Here is a 20,221-nt window from a genome sequence, read left to right as displayed (position 1 = left end):
GAACATGGCGCAACGAGTTGGTCCGACCCGACGCGGAGTTGACGGCACACCGGTCGAGCCGTTGAGCATCAAGCATCCCAACGCTGCCGGCATCGACATCGGCGGGGCAAGCCACTATGTGGCGGTGCCGCCTGATCGGGTAGGCAAAGGCGAGCCCGCGGTGCGCGAATTCGGACCGCACACCGAAGACCTGGTCGCGGTTGCCAATTGGCTTTGCGCGTGCCGCATCGATACCGTCGCGCTCGAATCGACGGGGGTGTATTGGATAGCGCTGTACGAGCTTCTGCAAGCGCGTGGCTTTGAGGTGTGGCTGGTCGATGCCAAAAGCGTACGCCACGTCAAGGCGCGCAAATCCGACGTGCTTGATTGCCAGTGGTTGCAACAACTGCACAGCTTCGGACTGCTGAGTCAGGCGCATCGGCCGGATGAGCAGGTTTGCGCGCTGCGCGAGATGTCGCGGCTGCGCGACATCACCATCGATGAGCGCGCCCGGCATACCCAGCGCATGCAAAAGGCGCTCACCCAGATGAATGTGCAACTCACCAACGTGATTACCGACATCACCGGCGAGACGGGCATGAACATCATCCGCGCCATCGTTGCCGGCGAGCGCGACCGCATGGCCCTCGCGCAGTTGAGGAACTACCGGGTACATGCCAGCACCGAGCAGATTGCCAAGGCGCTCGAAGGGCGTTGGAGCCGCGAGCATCTGTTCAGTCTTGCCCACGAGCTCAAGGCCTATGACTTTGCCAGCGAGCAGATTGCGCGGCTGGACGCCGAGATCGAGGGGCGGCTTGAGGCGATGCGCGTCTTCGACAAGAGGCCGGAGGCGAACGCGAACAAGGGACGTCGCAAGAACACGCTGGCCTTCGACGGACGGCGGGCACTGATGAACTGGTGCGGCGTGGATTTGACCGAAGTGCCCGGCATCGACGTGGGCACCGCCCTGAAGATCCTCTCGGAGTTGGGGAGCTCGCTCACCCGCTTCGCCACGGCAAAGCATTTCTGCTCGTGGCTGGGACTGTGCCCCGGCACGCGGATTTCTGGCAACAAGAAGCTCTCCGGCGCCAGCAAACGAATCCCCAACCGTGTCGCGCGGGCGTTGAAACTCGCCGCGCTGGGCTTGTCGCGCTCGCGCTGCGCCATGGGGGCCTATTACCGAAAGCTTGCCCTGCGCATGGGCTCGCCCAAGGCCATTACCGCCGTGGCGCATAAGCTCGCGCGTATTGTCCATGCGATGCTCAGCGGGCAGGCCAGCTACGTCAAGGAGGATCAGGCCAGGCACGAAGCGCGCTACCGCGAACGCGCCATCAAAGCACTGCAGAAGCGCGCCCAGGAGCTCGGCCTGACCCTCTCGCCGCAGGCTGTTCCCGCTCAACCATAATGCCGATCGTTCCTCGCTGCACATTTTTAACCCATTGAATCAAGATGCGAAAATTACTGTTTCTTGAGAGCTCGTCGAAGGGCGGTCGCAGGGCTTCGACAGGCTCAGCCCGAACGGTATCTGGTTGCAGCATTGATAGGTGTCGACGATCCGTCAGGTGTCGAGGATCCGCCGCAGCATGTCGGCACGCGTGATCTCCATGCCCCCCGGCCGGCTCGTCAGCCAGCCCGCTTTCTGCCACCGGCTGAGAATGCGGATGACGGTCTCGGCCCGCGCGCTCACGAGCTGGCTGATTTCCTCGCGGCTCAGATTCACTTCGACCACGACTGCCTCCGCGCCCGTCGGCCGGCCGAAGCGCTCGATGAGGTAGATCATCAATGCCGCCAGGCGCCGCGGCACCGAGCCCGCGCTGACGATGTCGATCTTCGCGCGCAACGCGGCCGTATGCTGGAGCAGCGCCCGGTTGATGGCGAAGCCGACGGTGACCGACGTCTCGAGAGCCTCCTGCAGCGCGTCGGCGCGGATCGACAGGACATCGACCGCGCCACCGATCGCGATCGCGTCGGCGGGAAACAGTCCGTGTTCGAGCACCGCGGCGAGCCCGACGGCCTCGCCCGTACGGAACAGGCCGACAACCACACCGTCCCCGGTCAGCGTCGTCTGCCGGATCTCGATGATCCCGGATTCGATAACGGCGAAGTGCGCGGCGCGCTCTCCGGCGCGCCACAGCGGCTTCCCCGGGCCGAGGTGACGATGGCGGGCGCCCCGGGCCAAGCACGCGAGATCGCTCGAACCCAAGGTCGAAAACAGCTCCAGCCCGGCCATCCGGTCCGCCACAGCACGAGCCTCTTCCGGCAGGGATGTCGAGTGTGGCATGGCCAGCGGCGGTGCGTGACTCATCATGCTCCTGCGAAACAGCGACGAACGGGCGTCGGTTCAGGACGATTCGCGCACCAGCGCGAGCCGGATGCGCTCGATCGCGTGCGACGGGCGGAGGCCTTTCGGGCAGACTTCGGTGCAATTCATGATCGTGCGGCAGCGGTACAGGCGGTAAACATCGTCCAGATAGGCCAGCCGCTCGGCGGTCGCCGTGTCGCGGCTGTCGGAGATGAAGCGGTAAGCCTGCAGCAGTCCTGCGGGGCCGATGAACTTGTCCGGGTTCCACCAGTACGACGGACAGAACGCGCTGCAGCAGGCGCACAGGATGCATTCGTAGAGCCCGTTCAGACGGTCGCGCTCTTCAGGCGTCTGCAGGCGCTCGCGCTCGGGCGCCACCTCGTCGTTGATCAGGTACGGTTTGATCGCGTGGTAGTGCGCGAAGAACTGCGTCATATCGACGATCAGGTCGCGAATCACCGGAAAACCGGGCAGCGGGCGCAGCACCACCGGCTCCTTCAATCCGGCCAGCGACGTCACGCACGCCAGGCCGTTGCGCCCGTTGATGTTCATCGCGTCCGAACCACACACGCCTTCACGGCACGAACGCCGGAACGACAGGCTGTCGTCGATCGTCTTGAGCCGCATCAGCGCATCGAGCAGCTTCTTGTCCCCTGCCTCCGGCGTGATGTCGTAGTCCTGCATGCGCGGCTTCGCGTCGGTTTCGGGGTTGAAGCGGTAGATGCTGATTCGCATGTTTTCCTCCTCGCCGCCGGCGTTCATCCGGCGGTGGTGAAATGCGCGGCCATCGTCAGCGCGACGCGGATCACGATCGCGATCAGGACCAGTGCGATCAGCCCCAGCAGCGGCAACCGCACGGCGGGCGGGTGAATGTAGTCGAGCACGATGTCGCGAATGCCGATCCAGCCATGCAGGGCCAGCGCCGCGAAAAGCACGACGATCAGCACTGCGCCGTGCGGACTCGTCGCCAGCTCATACCAGCGTTCATAAGTGAGCGGCAAGCCAGCCAGCAGCATCGCCGCAGCCGCCGCCAGAAAGATCAGCAGCACGACCGCTGTCACGCGCTGCAGCATCCACGCCCTTTGCCCAAGGAACAGTCTCATGACAGCCACCTCGCGGCGACAGCGAGCGCAATCACCGCCGCCGCGACGAGCGCCGCCCACGCGCTTGTCCGCGCCTGGTCGAGCCGGCTGCCGACGCCGAGATCCATCAGCAGGTGGCGCAGGCCGGCGAGCACGTGATGCGACGCGGCCCACACGACCACGATGAGAAGCAGTGCGCGCCCCGGCGCTGACACGAGATCGCGCAGCGCTTCGAATTCGGCTTCGCCGCGCAGCGACCGGTCGAGCGCGAGCGCGAGAAACGGCAGCGTGATGAGCAGCAGCACGCCCGAGATGCGGTGTCCGATCGAGGCGATCGCACCGATCGGAAAGCGTATCTGCGACAGGTTCAGGAACTTCGGCGCGCTTTCGGGCGGTGCTCGCATGTTCGCCTCCTCGGATGGCTAGGTGGACTCGTCCCCGCAACCGCAGTTCGCTTCGGCGACGATAACCCGGTGGAGCTGGACGAAACGATCCTGTGCAGGAGCGGGAAACAGCGGATCCTGCTGCCTGGGCTCCGACGCACGGTCGATCGTCCGCCAGTCGCCATCATCCAGAAAGCGGACAGCCGCCGGAAACAGCACCAGCTCCTCGACTGCCATGTTGTGGCGCAGGCGCTCCGCATAGAGACGGACGTTGGCGCCGACCAGTTCCCACGACATCGTTTCTCCGCGCGCGGCCGACTCGAGGTCACGCATCAGGTCCGCGCCCTGCCGTGCAAGCGTCGCGTGCTGCGCTTCGATCTCGTCACCGAAACCCGGCGGCAATGCGTCCTTTTTCCGCAGTCGCTCGACGATGCGGTCTTCGAGCGGGTGGTGGGATACGTCCGGAAAATTGGTCAGGTAATAAAGGGCATCGACCAGCAGTTCGATGTCGGCCGTCCCCGGCTCGACCCCCGCAGCCGGCCGGCTGGCGAGCAGTTGCACGAGCGCTTCAAGGTTCCCGTGGTCGGCCCGCAGTCGGACGATCGCGTTCGGCATGACGTATCCCTCAGTCCTGTGAGTGCTTCATCGTTTCGATCGCAAGCATCGAGTGTGCATAAGCGGCACCGGCGCGCATTTCCGCGGCGACCCAGATGGCCTCCATGATCTCTTCCTCCGTCGCGCCGCTCTTGAGCGCCTCGGAAGTATGCCCGTGGATGCAGTATGGACACTGGGTGACATGCGCGACCGCGACCGCGATCAGCTGCTTCGTCTTCTTCGGCAAGGCGCCGTCGGCAAAAACGGCGTCGCTGAACGCCTTGAACGCAGCAAGGGGACCGGGCGCGAGTTCCTTGCGCTTGCGCGCGGCTTCGATATTCCACTGCGGGTACAAAGACTGGTCCATCGTCGAAACCCTCCATCCGTTGCCGTCGGAACGTCCCCCTGTCCGGGACGCGTGTGTTCCATGACCCGAGCGCTCAGATACAGACCACGGGCGCCGCATTCGGTTGCGCGAGACCTCCGCCTCCACGAAATGCAGCGCAAATGCGCACGGTTACAAGGAATAGTAGGCCCTGGTTTTAAAGAGTCAACAAACATGCATCTTTAGCCGCTCTTTCCCTATAATGAATGCCGCACCAGTCACCCGAGGTGGGCGGGTGCTCCCGGGCAGGTCGCACCAAGCCGCGCCAGCCGGCCGAAAAACAGCCCAGAACGGGCGGGAACAAAAGGGGACACATCTTGACTTTCGGTTTCAAGCAGCTGGGCCGGCTGCGCTCATGGCTGCGCGCCTTCATTCCTGACGCGCATCATGTCAGCAGGCGCGAGAGGATTTTCGGCTGCATCGGTGCCCTGCTTGGCCTGATATGTGCGGAGTGGATCAGCCGGCAGATGATCGGCGAATCGACCCCCTGGTTCATCGCCCCGATGGGGGCATCGGCAGTGCTGCTGTTCGCAATGCCGTCGAGTCCGCTCGCGCAGCCGTGGTCGGTGATCGGCGGAAATGTGGTCTCGGCGCTCATCGGCATCACCTGCGCCAAATTGATCGGCAACCCCGGACTCGCCGCGGCGGTCGCCGTCGGGCTGTCGCTGGTCATCATGTTCCAGTTGCGGTGCCTGCACCCGCCCGGCGGCGCAGTTGCGCTCACCGCGGTGCTCGGCGGCCCGGCGGTCGTGGACCTGGGCTACCAATTCGCATTCTGGCCGGTCGCGGTGGATTCGCTGTGCCTCGCGCTGTTCGCGGTCGCGTTCAACGTCGCCCTCGGACGCCGTTACCCACATCGCTCGCAGGAGCAGGCGAACCCTCACCGCACGGCGGACCCGCTGCCGAGCGCCCGGGTCGGCGTCACCCTCGCGGACCTGAACGAAGCGCTCGATGCGCGCGGCGAACTGCTCGATATCAGCAGCAAGGATCTCGGTGAAATCCTCGCTGCAGCCGAAGCACGGGCTTTCCGCCGCCGCTTCGGCGAAGTCCGCTGTGGCGACATCATGTCGGAGGACGTCGTCACTGTCGGGACGCAGGCATCGATCGGCGAGACCTGGGCGCTGCTGGCGAGACACAAGATCAAGGCGATTCCGGTCGTCGCCGGCGAGCAGCGGCTGCTGGTCGGCATCGTCTCGCTGCACGATTTCTTCATTCGCCGCGACCTGGTCGGCACCATGTTCATTGGCGAGCTGATGTCGCGCGACGTCGTCACGGCCCGCCCGGACCAGCCGATCCTCGAACTGGCAAAGCTCTTTTCCGACGACGGCCTGCATCACGTGCCGGTGGTCGATGAGCACCGCAATGTGGTCGGCATGTTGACGCAGTCCGATCTCGTCGCCGCACTCGTCAGGACCCGCCTCGACGAGCCCGAGAAGACCGATCTGGCGATGGCCGCCTGAACGCGCTCCCCGCGCCGCCGTCGGTCAGTGTTGCAGGATCTTCGCGAGGAAGCTCTGCGCGCGCTCGGAGCGCGGCTGGCCGAAGAAGTCCTCCTTGGCCGCGTCCTCGACGATCGCGCCGCGATCCATGAAGATCACGCGGTGCGCGACCTTGCGCGCGAAACCCATCTCGTGCGTGACGCACATCATCGTCATGCCTTCGTGCGCGAGCTGGACCATCACGTCGAGCACCTCGTTGATCATTTCCGGGTCGAGCGCCGACGTCGGCTCGTCGAACAGCATGCAGATCGGATCCATCGCGAGCGCGCGCGCGATCGCGACGCGCTGCTGCTGGCCGCCCGAGAGCTGGCCGGGATACTTCGTCGCCTGCGCCTTCAGGCCGACCCGATCGAGCAGCCTCAGCCCCTTGTCGACGGCCTCATCGCGACTGCGGCCGAGCACCTTGATCTGCGCGATCGTCAGGTTGTCGGTGATCGTCATGTGCGGGAACAGCTCGAAGTTCTGGAACACCATGCCGACCTGCGCGCGCAGCTTCGGCAGATTCGTCTTCGGATTCTCGACGGCGACGCCATTGACGACGATGCTGCCTTTCTGGAACGGTTCGAGCGCGTTCACGCACTTGATCAGCGTCGACTTGCCCGAGCCCGACGGTCCGCACACGACCACCACTTCGCTCTTGTTCACGTTCGTCGTGCAGTCCGTCAGCACCTGGAAGCTGCCGTACCATTTTGAGACGTTCCTGATCTCGATCACGTTCGAAACTCCAGAGGGGTCAACGGATGATGGCGATGCGCGACTGCAGCAGCTTCACGAGCCGCGAAAGGGTGAAGCAGATGACGAAATAGACCACCGCGACGGTGGTGTACATCTCCACCGGACGCAGGTCGCGCTGCGTGATCTTGTCGGCCGCGCCGAAGAAATCGGTCGCGCCGATCGCATACACGAGCGACACGTCCTGGAACAGGATGATCGTCTGCGTCAGCAGCACCGGCAGCATGTTGCGGAAAGCCTGCGGCAGCACCACCAGCCGCATCGTCTGGCCGTACGTGAAGCCCATCGCATAGCCCGCCGCAACCTGCCCGCGCGGCACCGACTGGATGCCCGAACGCATGATCTCGGAGTAATAGGCGGCCTCGAACACGGTGAAGGTGAAATAGGCCGAATTCGCCGCTCCGATCGGCATCTGTTGTCCGGTGATCATCTGCAGCACCATCGGCAGGATCAGGTAGAACGCGAGGATCACCTGTACCAGCGGCACGCTGCGGAAGATGTTCACATAGCCGGCGGCGAACCACTGCAACGGCGCGATCGACGACAGGCGCATCAGCGCCAGCACCGTGCCGATCAGGATGCCGCCGAGCATCGCCATGAGGGTGACCTGTACGGTATAGCGCAGTCCCTGGGCGAGAAATTCCCAGTTCTCGAGGATGACCGAAAAGTCGAAATCGCTCATGGCACGTCCCCCCCCTTGCCGCCGACGATCAGGCCGGGCACGCGGGTGCGCCGCTCGATGAATGCGAGGAGGCGGTTCATCAGGAACGCGAGCGCGAAATACGCCAACGTCACGACGATCGTGATCTCGAACACCTGCGAGGTCTTCTCGATGATCTGCTTGTACTGGAAGTACAGCTCCAGGATGCCGACGGCGTAGGTCACGGCGGAATTCTTGAAGATGTTCATCGCCTCCGAAGTCATCGCCGGCAACACGATGCGGTAGGCCATCGGCAGGCGCACGTGGCGGTAGGTCTGCCATTCGGTCAGGCCGAGCGCGAGCCCGGCGTCGCGCTGCCCGCGCGACAGCGAGTTGATGCCCGCCTTGACCTGCTCGGCGATGCGCGCCGCGGTATACAAACCGAGGCCGACGACGGCGATCACGACATACGGCAGATCCTGCTTCATCCACATCCCGAGCCTGTCCGGCACGAGTTCGGGGACGACGAAGAACCACATGAAAAGCTGGACGATCAGCGGAATGTTGCGGAACACATCGACGTACGCGTCGCCGATCGCGACGAGCCAGCGCTTCGGTGTCGTGCGCATGACCCCGAGGGCCGAGCCGAGTGCCAGCGCGACCGCGAGCGAAGCCAGCGAAACGAGCGTCGTCCAGCCCAGTCCGGACAGTACCCAGTCGTAGTACTTGAGACCGTCGTCGGTCTCGCGAAAGAAAAACAGCCAGTCCCAGTGATAGTCCATCGCAGTTCCCCGATGTGCCGCGACGGCAGGCAGTGAAGCCCGGCGAAAAGGAAAATGGAAACAGCCGGGTGCGACGTCCCCCGGCTGCCAGGCGGCTTATTCGACGCCTTTGTCGGTCGGGTTCTCGAACGCGGCCTTGAGCGCGGGGCTCATCGGGAAGTTCAGGTTCACGTTGCGCGGCGGAATCGGTTTCATGAACCACTTGTCGTAAAGCTTTTCCGCCTCGCCGGACTTCATCAGCCCGACGAGAGTCTTGTCGACGATCGCCTTGAACGGCGCATCGTCCTTGCGCACCATCACGCCGTACGGCTCATCGCGCAGCGACGGACCGACGATCTCGAACGCGGACGGATTCTTCGAATTCGCGATCAGGCCGGCAAGCAGGATGTCGTCCATGACGAACGCCGCGGCGCGCCCGCTATCGACCATCAGGAACGAGTCGGCGTGGTCCTTGCCGTAGATGTTCTTCACGTTGATCGTCCTGCCTTTCTCGTTCTGCTTGATCAGCTCGTCCGACGTCGTGCCCGTCGTCGTCACGACCGGCTTGCCGTCGAGATCGCCGATGTCGTCGATGCCCGAATCCTTGCGCACGCCCATGCGCACGCTGGTGATGAAGTACGCAACGCTGAAGCCCACCTGCTGCTGACGCGCGACGCTGTTCGTCGTCGAGCCGCACTCGAGGTCGATCGTGCCGTTCTGCATCAGCGGAATGCGGTTCTGCGACGTCACCGGTTGGTATTTGACCTGCAGGTTGGGCATCTTCAGTTCGGTCTTGACGGCGTCGACGACCTTTGCACACAGGTCCATCGCATAGCCGACCGGCTTCTGGTTCGCATCGAGGTAGGAAAACGGCACCGACGACTCGCGGTGTCCGACAGTGATGGTGCCCGTATCCTTGATCTTCTGCAGCGTGCCGCTCGACTGTGCGTGAGCGGGCGCGACCATGCCGGCCGCGGACAGACATAGCGCAATGACGGTGAGGGACTTGTGCATGAATACCTCCAGTCTTGGTTCGGGATCGACGAATTCTCGCCGCGTAAGGCAACGGAAGCGCACGAACGTGACATTTCCTGCTGCCATCCTAAACCAACGCTCCCGCACGAGATATCCCGGTGTACTCGAGGCACCCGTTAGCAAGTATGCATGCGGGCCCCGACCGGCCAGCAGAAAGCGCTGCCGGCCGACGCCAAAGAGGTCTCGTGCGACGCGCAAAACGGACCGCCGAAGGACGGTAAGCCCCTGCGGGACAGCGGCGCGAATCGCAAAAAGCGGGGCTTTCGGGCGCATCGCTTTCTGCTACAATGCGCGCCTTCCACGGAGAGGTGGATGAGTGGTTTAAGTCGCACGCCTGGAAAGCGTGTTTGGGATAATATCCCAACGCGGGTTCGAATCCCGCCCTCTCCGCCAGACACTTGAATTGGCCATATTCGTGAATCGGAACAACGATTTAATGAATATGGCTTTTTTCTTGCTGCGGATCCGCGCCGAACGCCGCGAGACGGAAGCCGGCGCCCAAAAACCCCCTCAAATCGAGATTTGCTGCCCGCGGCGGCTCCTGAGTCCCTGCTCGATCGCAAGGGCAGCGGTGATCGGGCCCGAATGCGAGAACGCCTGCGGAAAGTTGCCGAGCGTTTCGAGGCTTTCGGGGCCGAGCTGCTCGGCGTAGAGCCCGAGGTCGTTGGCGCAGTCGGAGCAGGCGTTCGAACTGGTCAATGGCCGCGTCGAGCGGGCCAGCGCGGGCAAGGCAGTCGACGGTCCAGAAGCCGCACACGGCGAAAAAGTTCTCGCTGCCGGCATGGCCGCGTCAGTTTTTACACGGGACGGGGGTCGTTCAGTAGCTTTTACAGCGCGCGCTGCCGACACTTGGCCAGCTCGTCCCGGCACCCGCATTGCAGGCCCGCACCCAACACGGCCGGGACGGAGAACGATCAACGGCGCCTACACGTGCAAGCAGGCGCTGTGGTTCGCCGAGCGCCTTGCCGAGCTGCAGGTCGCGTGGTTCGAGGAGCCGGTGTCGTCCGACGATCTGGCCGGCCTGCGGCTGCTGCGCGACCGCGCCCCGGCCGGCATGGCGATCAGCGCCGGCGAATACGGCTACGACCTGCCCTACTTCCGCCGCATGCTCGAAGCGGGAGCGGTCGACATCCTGCAGGCCGACGCGACGCGCTGCGGCGGCGTCACCGGCTTTCTCGGCGCCGCCGCATTGTGCGAAGCGTTTCTCGTGCCGCTGTCGAGCCACTGCGCCCCCAGCCTGCACCTGCCGCTGTGCTGCGCTGCCCGGCCCGCGATCCATCTCGAATGGTTCCACGACCACGTGCGCATCGAGCACCTTCTGTTCGACGGCGCGCCCGACCCGGTCGACGGCCGCCTCGCTCCGGCCGACGACCGCCCCGGCTTCGGCCTGGTGTTCAAGGAACAGGACGCCCGATGCTTCGAAAACCCCTGACCGGCCACGATCCGCGCCCGGTCGAAACCCGCTTCGCCTACACCCTGGACAACAGCGACTTTGCGCGCACGATGCTGCGTTGCGTCGGGGTCGGCGCCTGCCGCAGCAAGAAAGACGTGATGTGCCCGGTCTCGGCCTATGCGTTCGGGCTCATCGACGTGTGGTCGCGCGCCGCGTCCCACGCGCCGGGCGTCGCGAACTTCTTCTCGCGCACCGAGCCGTTCGCGGGCTGCGACTGGCCCTCCAAGGAGAATGACATGGACCCGATCGGAAAACGTCGCTGGGCGATCGCCGAAGGCTATATCCCGCCGTCGAGCCCCGACGCGAGCTACGAGCTGAAAAGCCACGAGGCTGCGTGCATCCTGAACGCGGGCGACCGGCTCGCGCAGATCAAGATCACGATCTTCTTCACCGACCGGGAACCGGCCGGCCCTTACCTGCTGACGGTGCCGCCGCGGCGCACCTGCCATCTGCGCTTCGACGAACTCGACAACCCGGAGCCGATCCCGGTCAACACCCCCTATTCGAGCGTCATCGAATCGACGGTGCCGGTCGTCGTACAGCACACCCGGCTCGACTCGCGCCAGGCGGCGCTCGCGCTGCTAACGACAATCGCATACGCCGATTAGCGCGCCGGCAATGTCCCCGGACGAACACGATGGACACATGGCGCAGATGCGCGAGATGCATGGCAGGATGCTGTGGACGCATTTCGCAATCATCACACTCGGCCTCTGGTGCCTGACCGCGCCGGCGATCCTCGGCTACACCGAGCCCGGCAACTGGGGTGCGGGCGCCGAGCAGGTGACGGCCGAGCGCGCGCTGCTCGTCGTGTTCGGCACGCTGTCGCTGTCCTGGCGCCACCGCTGGGCGCAGTGGGGCAGCTGTTTCACCGGCATCTGGCTGCTCGCCGCGCCGCTGCTGTTCTGGTCGCCCGAGCCCGCGTCCTACGCCAACGACACGCTGGTAGACGCGCTCGCGATCGCGTTTTCGATCCTCGTGCCGATGATGCCGGGCATGAGCATGGATGCGATGCACGACGAGCGCGACATCCCGCCCGGCTGGAGCTACTCGCCGTCGGCGTGGTCACAGCGCCTGCCGATGATCGCGCTGGCGTTCGTCGGCTTTTTCATCGCCCGCTATCTCACCGCCTACCAGATGGGCCATGTCTCCGCAGTGTGGGACCCGTTCTTCGACGACGGCACCGCCCGCATCATCACTTCCGACGTCTCGCGCGCGTGGCCGATTCCTGACGCGGGGCTGGGCGCGATGAGCTATCTGCTCGAAGCGCTGTCCGGAATGATGGGCGGGCGGCAGCGCTGGCGCACGATGCCGTGGATGGTGGCGATGTTCGGCGTGCTGGTGATCCCGCTCGGCGCGGTGAGCATCTTCTTCATCATCATCCAGCCGATCGTTATCGGCACCTGGTGCACGCTGTGCCTCGCGTCGGCCGCGGCGATGGTGTTCATGCTGCCGTATGCGATCGACGAAGTCGTCGCGATGATCCAGTTCCTGATCGGCGCAAAACGCGCCGGGCAGCCGCTGTCGAGCGTTTTCTGGCACGGCGGGGTCATCGACGGCGCGGGCCGCGACGAGCGCCCGCCGCTCGCAATCGATGCGGCCGGGCTCGACCGGCTGCGCAACCAGGCCCGCGTGCTGCCGAAGGCGCTGATCCTCGCCACCGCGCTCGGCGTCTGACTGATGTTTACCCGCACGATTTTTGGTACGGACGGGGCGATGGCCGACAGCGACCACCTGGTCGGCGCGCTGGTGTTCACCGTGTCGATCACCGCGTACGCCGAAACCGCCCGGCCGCTGCGGGCGCTGAACATGGTGTTCGGTGCCTGGCTGATCGTGCTCGCGATCCCGCGCGGGCCGATCGTGCGCTCGTACGCCGGCTGGGACCGCTACCTCGTGTGGTGAGGCGGCATGGGCGCTGGCGCCCGGAGCAATCGCCCATCTGTATCGTCCGTCAGGGCACTCCGATTGCTTTCGCAGCCGATGCGATCCGATTCCTCCGGGGAGGCAGCAATATGGCAAGGGCACATCCGTCGATTCCCGGTCGGTCCTTCCGTCGATCTCCTGCGCCACCGGCTCTGCGCGAGCCCTGATCGGCGGCGCCCCCATGCTCGACAACATCCAGTCGGCTCTCGCCCCGCGCGGACTGGAAGCGGCCGGAATCCTCGAGATCACGGGAGTGCTGATCGTCGGCGGTGCGCTGATATTCGCGCTGGTCCTGACGCTGACCGCGCTGGCCTTTTTCGCCCCCCCGCGCTGGCTTGCGGGCAAGGGGCTGATCGTCGGCGCCGGCATCGTTTTCCCGGTGATCACGCTCGCAGCTTTGCTGGTCTACACGCTGCTCGCTGCACCGCGGCTATCGGCCGCCGCGCCGGCCGACGTGACGATCGAAGTGGTCGGGCATCAGTGGTGGTGGCGGGTGAATTATCTCGATGCGCGCGGTGAAGTGGATTTTGCGACCGCGAACGAAATCCACCTGCCGGTCGGCCGGACGGTCGAACTACGGCTGCGCTCGGCCGACGTGCTGCACAGCTTCTGGGTGCCGTCGCTTGCCGGCAAGCTCGACCTGATCCCGGGCAAGGACAACCGGCTGCGTCTGGCCGCCACCGAGCCCGCAGTGCTGCGCGGCCAGTGCGCCGAGTACTGCGGCGGCCCGCACGCGCAGATGGCGCTGTTCGTCGTCGCCGAGGCGCCGGAGCGCTTCGAGGCGTGGCGCGCCGCGCAGCGCCGGCCGGCCGCCATCGCGGCCGAGGACGCGGCCGACCGCGAAGCGGCGAGCGGCCGGCGGCTGTTCCTGTCGCACTGCACGACCTGCCATACGGTGCGCGGCATCCGGGCCGAAGGCGAGCTCGGGCCCGACCTGACCCATTTCGCGAGCCGGCTGTCGCTCGGCGCCGGCATCCTGCCGAACAACCGGGCGACCGTCGCCGGCTGGATCGCCGGCAACCAGCACCTGAAACCGGACAACCTGATGCCCGAGTTCCGTTTCGACAGCGACGAACTGCGCGCGCTCGCGCATTGGCTGGAGACGCTCGAATAAATGTTCAAGGACCTGCCGCTGGGGATCAACGTCGCCGTGTTCCTGGCCGCCGGGGTCGTTGTGTGGGTGGCCGGCACGCGGGTGGCGCACTTGGCGACTTTCGCCGCGATCCTCGCGATCGCCGTGACCGCGCTGTTCATCGCCGGCCTGCTCGAGCGGCGCCACGTCATGATCCTGCGCATGGGCGGCGACTCGCTGCTCGCCCTCGCGACTTACGCGGCGGGGCTCACGGTGCTCTACACGCTGCGATGAGCGCGCTGCCGAACCCGGGCGTTCGCCCCGAGGGTGAAGTCGACGAACTGCGCCGGCTGTGGCGGCGGCCGCAGGGGCTGCGCGCGGTCACGGTCATCAACAACAACTACATCGGCGTGTTCTACGTCGGCGCCGCTTTCCTGTTCTTCGTGCTCGCGGGCATCGTCGCGCTGATGATGCGCACGCAGCTGGCGGTGGCCGAGAACGACTTCATCGGCCCGGCACTGTACAACCAGCTGTTCACGATGCACGGCACCGTCATGATGTTCCTGTTCGCGGTGCCGGCGGTCGAGGCGATGGGCATCCTGCTGCTGCCGAACATGCTCGGCGCGCGCGATCTGCCGTTTCCGCGCCTGTCGGCGTATGCGTTCTGGGCCTACCTGGTCGGCGGGCTGGTGTTCTTTGCGAGCATTTTCGTCGGCTGGGCGCCTGACGGCGGCTGGTTCATGAACCCGCCGCTGACCACCGAGACTTACTCGCCGGGCTACAACGCCGACTTCTGGCTGCTCGGCATCGGCTTCATCGAAATCTCGGCGATCGCCGGCGCGATCGAAATCATCGTCGGCATATTGCGCACCCGCTCGCCGGGAATGACGCTCGGGCGCATGCCGGTGTTCGCGTGGGCGATGCTGGTGTTCGCGCTGATGATCGTCTTCGCGTTTCCGGCAGTGATCCTCGCGACCGCGCTGCTCGAACTCGAGCGCGCCTTCCACTGGCCGTTCTTCGCCGCGCATCTCGGCGGCGACCCGCTGCTGTGGCAGCACCTGTTCTGGTTCTTCGGCCACCCCGAGGTGTACATCATTTTCCTGCCCGCCGCGGGCATGGTGTCGATGATCGTGCCGACGATGGCGCGCACGCCGCTCGTCGGCTACCGCTTCGTCGTCCTGGCGCTCGTCGGCACCGCGTTCCTGAGCTTCGGGCTGTGGGTGCATCACATGTTCACGACCGGCATCCCGCAGCTGTCGCTGTCGTTCTTCCAGGCCGCGAGCACCGCGGTCGCGATCCCGTCGGGCATGCAGGTCTTCGCGTGGATCGCGACTTTCGCGCGCGGTCGCGCGACGGGGCGGGTGCGGATCGCGACGCCGACGCTGTTCATCCTCGGCTTCCTGTTCATCTTCGTGCTCGGCGGGCTCACCGGCGTGATGGTCGCGGTGATCCCGTTCGACTGGCAGGCCCACGACAGCTACTTCATCGTCGCCCACCTGCATTACGTGCTCGTCGGCGGCATGGTGTTTCCGCTGTTCGCCGCGTTCTACTACTGGATGCCCTACACCAGCCGGCAGGCGCTGTCCGAGCGGCTCGGGCGCTGGGTGTTCGGGCTGATGTTCGTCGGCTTCAACATCACGTTCTTCCCGATGCATTTCACCGGGCTCGCCGGCATGCCACGCCGCGTCTACACCTACGCGGCCGGCTACGGCTGGGAGAGCCTGAACTTCGTCTCGACGGTCGGCGCGTTCATGATCGCCGCCGGCGTGCTGATCTTCATCATCGACGTCGCGCGGCGCTTTCGCATGTCCGCTGAGGACAACGCAGGCAACGTCTGGCAGGCCGGCACGCTCGAATGGCTGCCGAACGGCAATTACTCGAACCGCAGCATTCCCGTCGTCACCAGCCGCGAGCCGCTGTGGGACTAGCCGGACCTGGCGCGCGACGTCGAAGCGGGTCACTACTACCTGCCGGGCGCGCCGACCGGCGGGCGCGAGACGATCGTCACGGGTCCGCTCGACGCGCGGCCCGAGTTCGTGCTGCGCATGCCGATGCCCGGCTGGGCGCCGGTCGTCGCAGCGTGGTTCACCGCCGGCTTCTTCCTGCTGCTGACGGTCAAGCTCGTCGTGCCGGCCCTGATGTCGGGCGTTGTCGCGGTCGGCGCGCTGCTGCACTGGGGCTGGAGCCTCGACCCCGAACCGCTCGACGAACCGGTCGACATCGGCGGCGGCATCGTGTTGCCCAGCTACATGAGCGGCCCGCGCTCGCAGGCGTGGTGGGCGATCGGCGTGCTGATTCTGGTGTCGGGCTCGCTCTACGGCTGTGCGGTGTTTTCGTATCTCTACCTGTGGACCGTGTCGCCCGAAGTCTGGCCCGAACCCGCGCAGGTCGCCGGCATCGGCTATCCGCTCGCCGAAGCGGCCCTACTCGTCGCCAGCAGCCTCGCGCTGAGGCTCGCGAACCGACAGCTCGGCGCCGGCCGGCGCCGAGCGATGGCGCTCGCGGTCGCGGCCGGCCTGGTCCTGCTGGTCGCGGCGGTCGGGCTGGAGTTTTTCGCGCAGGGCGAGCTGTCGCCGAGCGCGTCGAGCTACGGCGCCGCCGTTTATCTGCTCGCATCGATCGCCGGCTTCTTCACGCTGGTCGTGCTCGTGATGGCACTGTTCGCGCTGGCCCGCGCTGCGACCGGCAAGGTCGGCCCGGTGCGCCGCGTGACTTTCGACAACATGCGCCTCTTCTGGCACTACACCGTCGGCCAGAGCCTCGTCGGCGTCGTGCTGGTGCACGGCTTTCCGAGGTTCGCGGGATGAACTTCGTTGCGACCAGCCTGCGCCTGTCCGCCGGGGTCATCGTCTGGGCGCTGCATTTTTCCGTGATCTACGGCCTGACCGCGCTAGCCTGCGCGCGCGGGGCGCCGCAAGCCGTGCCGTGGGTGATCGGCATCGCGACTGTCGTCGCGAGCGGCGCCTGCGTCGCGATCATTGCTCGCGAACTCGGCCGGGGCGCAGGCTTCGAGCCGTGGCTCACTGCCGGGCTTACGGTGCTGGCGCTGCTGGCGATTCTGTGGGAAACGCTGCCGGTTCTGATGGTGCCGCCATGCGTGTGACCGCCCTCCTCGCGCTCGCCTGGCTGGCGCTGCTCGCCGGCTGCAGCGAAGCGCCACCCCCCGCGCTCGGCGGCGATGCGGAAAACGGGCGACTGCTGCTGCGCCAGTTCGGCTGCATCGGCTGCCACCGCATCCCCGGCGTCGCGGGCGCGACCGGCAACGTCGGCCCGCCGCTGGACGGTGTCGGCCGCCGAGTGTATCTGGCCGGCGTACTGCCGAATTCGCCGGCCAACATGGTGCGCTGGATCCGCGATCCGCAGTCCTTCGGCTTCGACACCGCGATGCCCGACCTGCAGGTCACCGAAAGCCAGGCTCGCGACATGGTCGCTTATCTCCAGGAGCTGAAGTGAAGTGAAAAAGATTCTCCTCACCGTCGTCGCGCTGGCGACTGCGGCCGGGCTCGCCGGCGCGGCCGTGGTCTACGGCGGCTTTTACGACATTTCCGCGACCGACCAGCACCTCGCGCCGACTTACCAGCTGCTCGACATCGCGATGCGCCGCTCGATCAAGCTGCGCGCCGCATCGGTCACGGTCCCGTCGCTCGACACGATCGGCGCCCTGGAACACGGCGCGCCGCTCTACCGGGACCACTGCGCGCAGTGTCACGGTGCGCCGGGTGTCGCTCCCGAGCCTTTCGCGCTCGGCCTCACGCCCGCCGCGGCCAACCTCGCACACACCGGCCGGGCATGGCCGCCCGAGGAGATCTACTGGGTGGTCCGGCACGGCCTCAAGATGACCGGCATGCCGGCCTGGGAGCAGCGCCTGACCGAAAGCGAACTGTGGGCGGTGACCGCGTTCGTCAAGAGGCTGCCCGAGCTCTCGCCGCCGGACTACCGCAGGCTGGTCGCCGATCTCCCGCCCCACGACCACACCCAGGACCACCGCGGTGAGCCGGCACCACAGCGGCCCGATGCCGAGCGCGGCCGGCGGATCATCCAGCAGTACGCCTGTGCCACCTGCCACCGGATTCCCGGCGTCGTCGGCCCGGACGCGCCGGTCGGTCCACCGCTCGATGGCATCGGCACGCGCGCGTTCATCGCCGGTGCACTGCGCAACGAGCCGGCGCACATGGTGCGCTGGCTGCGCTCGCCGCAGGAGGTCACGCCGGACAGCGCGATGCCGGATCTCGGTGTCGACGAGCGCGACGCACACGACATCGCCGCCTACCTCGCGACGCTGAAATAGCGCCCCGGCCCCGCGGGCCGTGCAATTGCGAGTCGGCGCGGGCGGATACTCACTCACTCGCCGGGGCCGATCAGCGCCAGCCCGCTGGCCGCGTCGAATACGCGTTTGAGGTAGGTCGGCGCGTCGGTGAGCACGATCTCGAGCGTCGGACGCACCTCGGCCGACAGCAGGTGACCGCCGCAGGTGCTGCCGTCACGCCGGCCGACCAGCAAGCGGCGTTCCGCAGCAGCCGACGCGGCGCTACAGCGTCAAGAACACGCTTTGCGCGGCTTCGGCGAGCGTCGGGTGGATCAGCACCGCGTTCTCGATGACGGTGTAAGGCGCATCCACGTTCATCAAGATCACGTACAGCTGCACCAGCTCGGCCGCGTCTTCAGCGAGCACTGCAGTGCCGAGCAGCTTGCAGCTGTCAGCATCGACGACGACTTTGATGAAGCCGCGCGTCTCGCCCAGTTCCCGCGCCTTGCCGTTGCCCGCCATGTCGAAGCGCCCTACCCGGATGTTGCGCCCCGCGCGCCGCGCCTCGTCCTCGGTCATGCCGACCCGGCCGAGCTGCGGCTCGGTGAAGATCGCATACGGCACGACGCGATCGAGCGTGCGCGAACCGTCGCCCAGCACCTGCGAGGCGACAATGCGGTAGTCGTCCCACGAAGTGTGGGTGAACATCGCGCCGCCGCGGATGTCGCCGACTGCCCACACGCCCGCCACCTCGGTGCGCAGCCGCGAGTCGACGTCGATGATCCCCTCGTCATCGGGTGCGAGGCCGATCGTCTCGAGTCCCTGCTCATCGGTGTTCGGCTGGCGACCGACGGCGACGAACAGATCCGAGGCCTCGAGCTCCTCGCAGCCGGCGTCAGTATCGAGCGTCAGCGCAAGGCCTGCGGCGAGCTTTCGCACGCGCGTCGCTTTCGCGCCGATGCGAAAACCGATGCGCTCGTCCTCGAGGAGCTGCTGCAGGGCGTCAGCGACGTCACGGTCCTCGTGCCCGGCAATCTGCGCGCCGTGCTGCACGATCGTGACCTCACTGCCCAGGCGGCGGTAGAACTGTCCCATTTCGAGCCCGATGTAGCCGCCCCCGACGACGACCAGGCGGTCCGGCAGCTGCGGGCGGTCGAGCCAGTTCTCGCTGTTGATGAAGTCCTGCTCGTGCAAGTTCTCGATCGGCGGCACGGCGCTGCGCGTCCCGGTGTCGAGCACGACTTCGCGGGCGAGAACCTCCCGTGCGCCGACCTCGAGCCTGAAGTGGTCGCCGTCCTTGCCCTTGAAGCGCGCATGCGCGCGGATCAACTCAGAGCTTGTGAATCTTTCGTTCGCGCGACCGGTTGATCGCGTGAGCGGGGATGGCGCCTCCGCAAGGGGCGAAATATGTTGTTTTCATCGCTTGTGTCGCTACAATCCGTTCATTCGAGGAATTTCCGTCTGTTTTACGCCTTCAAGCCCCGATTCCGGGGATTGCAGACGCACCTGTCCCTATCCCGAGCAATTCCGGCGTGAGGCTGACCATGCGCATCAGGTTGTGCGCCAGGGCAAACATCAGCATCACGCATTTGACCTTGCCGAGCCCGCGCACCCGAAACTGCTGCAGGCCGCGGTTGCGGGCCTGCGCATTGACGCATTCGGCGGTGGCTGCGCGCCGCTTGTAGATGGTCTTCGCTTCGTCCGTGCCCATGCGCTGCCGCCACGCCGCTACTGCGGCGCTGTCGCCAGCCTTGGCCTGGTGCGCATCGACTGCCTTGTCCTTGGGCGCGGGTACCGGACCATACACAACGGTGTGCTCGGCGGCCTGCTCGATCTGCGCGTGGCCGACGAACCCCCCGTCGACCAGCCATGCTTCGGGCGCCTGGCCGCAGCGCTCCGTGACCTGCTCGATCATCGGCACCATCTGCCCCTGGTCGCTGCCGACCGTGGCCACCTCGACGCCGACGATCACCAGGCTATCGGCATCCGAGGCCAGTTGCGGGTTGTAGGCGGGCCGGAAGCCGCCGTCGCCCATCTTCATCACCGTCGCGTCGGCATCGGTCATCGAGGCGCGCGCCGTCATCGAAGCGTTTCAATTGCGGTGGCAAATAGGAGGCCTGCGTAGCGGGGATGAA

The 20,221-nt window shown here is 66.1% G+C and carries 26 protein-coding genes, 1 tRNA gene and 1 pseudogene; 14 read left to right on the top strand and 14 right to left on the bottom strand.

The genetic code is table 11. The features are described 5' to 3' along the window. The first annotated feature begins 4 nt into the window (after positions 1-4). The gene (locus tag EBN1_RS12920) at positions 5-1,384 is read left to right on the top strand and encodes an IS110-like element ISAzo22 family transposase (RefSeq protein ID WP_011236947.1); all 1,380 of its coding nucleotides are present in this window, start codon (positions 5-7) and stop codon (positions 1,382-1,384) included. 153 nt (positions 1,385-1,537) lie between these two features. Here EBN1_RS12920 and EBN1_RS12915 read toward each other — a convergent pair whose 3' ends face one another. The 6 genes from EBN1_RS12915 to EBN1_RS12890 all read right to left on the bottom strand — a co-directional run bounded on the left by EBN1_RS12915 (position 1,538) and on the right by EBN1_RS12890 (position 4,707). Continuing rightward, entirely contained in the window at positions 1,538-2,209 is a 672-nt protein-coding gene (locus EBN1_RS12915) for a Crp/Fnr family transcriptional regulator (protein WP_157866615.1), read from the bottom strand. A 111-nt stretch (positions 2,210-2,320) separates the two neighbouring features. Continuing rightward, positions 2,321-3,016 (bottom strand): succinate dehydrogenase iron-sulfur subunit, encoded by a 696-nt coding sequence (locus tag EBN1_RS12910; protein WP_011238400.1) that lies wholly within the window; start codon positions 3,014-3,016, stop codon positions 2,321-2,323. A gap of 23 nt (positions 3,017-3,039) precedes the next feature. Beyond that, positions 3,040-3,384 (bottom strand): succinate dehydrogenase, hydrophobic membrane anchor protein, encoded by a 345-nt coding sequence (gene sdhD, locus EBN1_RS12905; protein WP_011238399.1) that lies wholly within the window; start codon positions 3,382-3,384, stop codon positions 3,040-3,042. Then, positions 3,381-3,767: a succinate dehydrogenase, cytochrome b556 subunit gene (gene sdhC, locus EBN1_RS12900; RefSeq protein WP_011238398.1), complete on the bottom strand. Its 387-nt coding sequence runs from the start codon at positions 3,765-3,767 to the stop codon at positions 3,381-3,383. The genes sdhD and sdhC overlap by 4 nt, the downstream gene beginning before the upstream one ends. A gap of 18 nt (positions 3,768-3,785) precedes the next feature. Further along, the gene (locus tag EBN1_RS12895) at positions 3,786-4,361 is read right to left on the bottom strand and encodes a hemerythrin domain-containing protein (protein ID WP_011238397.1); all 576 of its coding nucleotides are present in this window, start codon (positions 4,359-4,361) and stop codon (positions 3,786-3,788) included. A 10-nt stretch (positions 4,362-4,371) separates the two neighbouring features. Next, complete coding sequence (locus EBN1_RS12890; RefSeq protein WP_041646340.1) at positions 4,372-4,707, bottom strand: carboxymuconolactone decarboxylase family protein; 336 nt, start codon at positions 4,705-4,707, stop codon at positions 4,372-4,374. Positions 4,708-5,042: 335 nt separating this feature from the next. Here EBN1_RS12890 and EBN1_RS12885 point away from each other — a divergent pair, with 335 nt between their 5' ends. After that, entirely contained in the window at positions 5,043-6,185 is a 1,143-nt protein-coding gene (locus EBN1_RS12885; protein WP_011238395.1) for an HPP family protein, read from the top strand. 24 nt (positions 6,186-6,209) lie between these two features. On the opposite strand, the gene EBN1_RS12880 is transcribed toward EBN1_RS12885, so the two are convergent. From EBN1_RS12880 to EBN1_RS12865, 4 genes are all read right to left on the bottom strand, one after another. Then, positions 6,210-6,938 (bottom strand): amino acid ABC transporter ATP-binding protein, encoded by a 729-nt coding sequence (locus EBN1_RS12880; protein WP_011238394.1) that lies wholly within the window; start codon positions 6,936-6,938, stop codon positions 6,210-6,212. A gap of 19 nt (positions 6,939-6,957) precedes the next feature. After that, a complete protein-coding gene (locus tag EBN1_RS12875; RefSeq protein ID WP_011238393.1) occupies positions 6,958-7,638 on the bottom strand; it encodes an amino acid ABC transporter permease in 681 nt (226 codons plus the stop codon). Continuing rightward, positions 7,635-8,378, bottom strand: a complete 744-nt coding sequence (locus EBN1_RS12870; protein WP_011238392.1) for an amino acid ABC transporter permease — start codon at positions 8,376-8,378, stop codon at positions 7,635-7,637. Before EBN1_RS12870 ends, EBN1_RS12875 begins: the two co-directional genes overlap by 4 nt. A 96-nt stretch (positions 8,379-8,474) precedes the next feature. Further along, entirely contained in the window at positions 8,475-9,371 is an 897-nt protein-coding gene (locus EBN1_RS12865) for a transporter substrate-binding domain-containing protein (protein WP_011238391.1), read from the bottom strand. A 323-nt stretch (positions 9,372-9,694) separates the two neighbouring features. Between EBN1_RS12865 and EBN1_RS12860 the strand changes: the two genes are divergently transcribed. Then, a tRNA-Ser gene (locus tag EBN1_RS12860) sits at positions 9,695-9,785 on the top strand. Positions 9,786-9,902: 117 nt separating this feature from the next. Here the strand turns inward: EBN1_RS12860 and EBN1_RS12855 are convergent. Further along, positions 9,903-10,091, bottom strand: a complete 189-nt coding sequence (locus EBN1_RS12855; protein WP_041646338.1) for a glycoside hydrolase family 15 protein — start codon at positions 10,089-10,091, stop codon at positions 9,903-9,905. Positions 10,092-10,173: 82 nt separating this feature from the next. Here EBN1_RS12855 and EBN1_RS12850 point away from each other — a divergent pair, with 82 nt between their 5' ends. From EBN1_RS12850 to EBN1_RS12800, 11 genes are all read left to right on the top strand, one after another. Continuing rightward, positions 10,174-10,824, top strand: a complete 651-nt coding sequence (locus tag EBN1_RS12850) for an enolase C-terminal domain-like protein (protein ID WP_083783029.1) — start codon at positions 10,174-10,176, stop codon at positions 10,822-10,824. Further along, a complete protein-coding gene (locus EBN1_RS12845) occupies positions 10,806-11,453 on the top strand; it encodes a sensory rhodopsin transducer (protein WP_241762728.1) in 648 nt (215 codons plus the stop codon). The genes EBN1_RS12850 and EBN1_RS12845 overlap by 19 nt, the downstream gene beginning before the upstream one ends. A 37-nt stretch (positions 11,454-11,490) precedes the next feature. Beyond that, the gene (locus EBN1_RS12840; protein WP_011238387.1) at positions 11,491-12,522 is read left to right on the top strand and encodes a vitamin K epoxide reductase family protein; all 1,032 of its coding nucleotides are present in this window, start codon (positions 11,491-11,493) and stop codon (positions 12,520-12,522) included. 3 nt (positions 12,523-12,525) lie between these two features. Further along, complete coding sequence (locus tag EBN1_RS12835; protein ID WP_011238386.1) at positions 12,526-12,747, top strand: hypothetical protein; 222 nt, start codon at positions 12,526-12,528, stop codon at positions 12,745-12,747. Between the two features lie 202 nt (positions 12,748-12,949). Further along, positions 12,950-13,882: a cytochrome c oxidase subunit II gene (locus tag EBN1_RS12830; protein WP_011238385.1), complete on the top strand. Its 933-nt coding sequence runs from the start codon at positions 12,950-12,952 to the stop codon at positions 13,880-13,882. Further along, positions 13,883-14,134 carry a hypothetical protein gene (locus tag EBN1_RS12825; RefSeq protein ID WP_041646335.1) on the top strand — a complete coding sequence of 84 codons (252 nt, stop codon included), beginning with the start codon at positions 13,883-13,885 and terminating at the stop codon, positions 14,132-14,134. Continuing rightward, positions 14,131-15,768, top strand: a complete 1,638-nt coding sequence (locus EBN1_RS12820; protein WP_197531815.1) for a cytochrome c oxidase subunit I — start codon at positions 14,131-14,133, stop codon at positions 15,766-15,768. The genes EBN1_RS12825 and EBN1_RS12820 overlap by 4 nt, the downstream gene beginning before the upstream one ends. A 117-nt stretch (positions 15,769-15,885) precedes the next feature. Further along, positions 15,886-16,647, top strand: a complete 762-nt coding sequence (locus EBN1_RS12815) for a cytochrome c oxidase subunit 3 (RefSeq protein WP_197531814.1) — start codon at positions 15,886-15,888, stop codon at positions 16,645-16,647. After that, positions 16,644-16,943 (top strand): hypothetical protein, encoded by a 300-nt coding sequence (locus EBN1_RS12810; RefSeq protein ID WP_011238382.1) that lies wholly within the window; start codon positions 16,644-16,646, stop codon positions 16,941-16,943. The genes EBN1_RS12815 and EBN1_RS12810 overlap by 4 nt, the downstream gene beginning before the upstream one ends. Continuing rightward, complete coding sequence (locus tag EBN1_RS12805; RefSeq protein ID WP_011238381.1) at positions 16,934-17,293, top strand: c-type cytochrome; 360 nt, start codon at positions 16,934-16,936, stop codon at positions 17,291-17,293. Before EBN1_RS12810 ends, EBN1_RS12805 begins: the two co-directional genes overlap by 10 nt. Position 17,294: 1 nt before the next feature. Continuing rightward, positions 17,295-18,128, top strand: coding sequence for a c-type cytochrome (locus EBN1_RS12800; RefSeq protein WP_011238380.1), 834 nt, complete (start codon positions 17,295-17,297; stop codon positions 18,126-18,128). A gap of 53 nt (positions 18,129-18,181) precedes the next feature. On the opposite strand, the gene EBN1_RS12795 is transcribed toward EBN1_RS12800, so the two are convergent. The 3 genes and pseudogenes from EBN1_RS12795 to EBN1_RS12785 form a co-directional block, all read right to left on the bottom strand. Beyond that, positions 18,182-18,340, bottom strand: a complete 159-nt coding sequence (locus tag EBN1_RS12795) for a PPC domain-containing DNA-binding protein (RefSeq protein ID WP_011238379.1) — start codon at positions 18,338-18,340, stop codon at positions 18,182-18,184. A gap of 28 nt (positions 18,341-18,368) precedes the next feature. Further along, entirely contained in the window at positions 18,369-19,415 is a 1,047-nt protein-coding gene (locus EBN1_RS12790; protein WP_049780274.1) for an FAD-dependent oxidoreductase, read from the bottom strand. 145 nt (positions 19,416-19,560) lie between these two features. Further along, positions 19,561-20,163, bottom strand: a pseudogene (locus EBN1_RS12785) (transposase); the annotation flags it as partial. Positions 20,164-20,221: the final 58 nt, after the last annotated feature.

The sequence above is a fragment of the Aromatoleum aromaticum EbN1 genome (genome assembly GCF_000025965.1).
Taxonomy (GTDB): Bacteria; Pseudomonadota; Gammaproteobacteria; order Burkholderiales; family Rhodocyclaceae; genus Aromatoleum; species Aromatoleum aromaticum.
Note: the sequence above shows the minus strand (reverse complement) of the source record. Positions and strands in the feature narration are given on the sequence as shown.